Source organism: Vibrio rubrogenes (assembly GCF_059641415.1).
Genome location: NZ_JCARSY010000118.1, coordinates 1 through 555 on the forward strand (window position 1 = coordinate 1; position 555 = coordinate 555).

Annotated in this window: 1 protein-coding gene; it reads right to left on the bottom strand. The window is 46.7% G+C overall.

Translation table 11 applies throughout. The features are described 5' to 3' along the window. Nucleotides 1-32: 32 nt before the first annotated feature. Nucleotides 33-551: an Hcp family type VI secretion system effector gene (locus AC55NX_RS20810; RefSeq protein WP_059123002.1), complete on the bottom strand. Its 519-nt coding sequence runs from the start codon at nt 549-551 to the stop codon at nt 33-35. Between the last annotated feature and the right edge of the window lie 4 nt (nt 552-555).

A 555-nucleotide genomic window follows, 5' to 3' on the forward strand; every position in this document is an offset into this window, starting at 1 on the left:
ACAGACACACAAGGTGCCTGTTCAGCTGACAATTAAGCTTCGATTGGCTTACGCCAGTCGTCAGCACCTGAAGTACCCGCGTTAACGTGGTCCCAAGTGATCTTACGGTAAGACATAGAGACAGTCAGGTTTTGCGTGTAGTCAGAATCTGCTGGGTTTTGGCAGTGTGGCATTTCACACTTGATGTCAACGATAGTTGCGTTTTCAAGTGTTGTGGTGAAGAAGTTTTCTTGCTTGCCTTCGATTGAAGTGCGGTACCACTTCAGAGTCACAGAAGACATTTTTTCACCGGAAGCCAGTGCGTTATACAGCAGTGGAACGGCTTTGTTCAGGTTCACAGTGAATTTGAAAGGCTTGTGAACACGTTGACCAGCAGGTTGACCAGACTGAGGATCAGTTGGAACGCTCACAACGTGATCGAACTGTTGAACCATCATTTCATCTTCGTGACCTTCAACAAAAGAGTCACCGATAGAATCTGCTGTACAAGCGCCTGACGTGATTAGCCCCTGAGTTTCACCTTCGATAGAGATATAACATGGAGTTGGCATTCTG

Bases quoted from the DNA above. Each gene is read 5' to 3' on its own strand.
- AC55NX_RS20810 (WP_059123002.1), bottom strand. From the start codon at position 551: ATGCCAACTCCATGTTATATCTCTATCGAAGGTGAAACTCAGGGGCTA.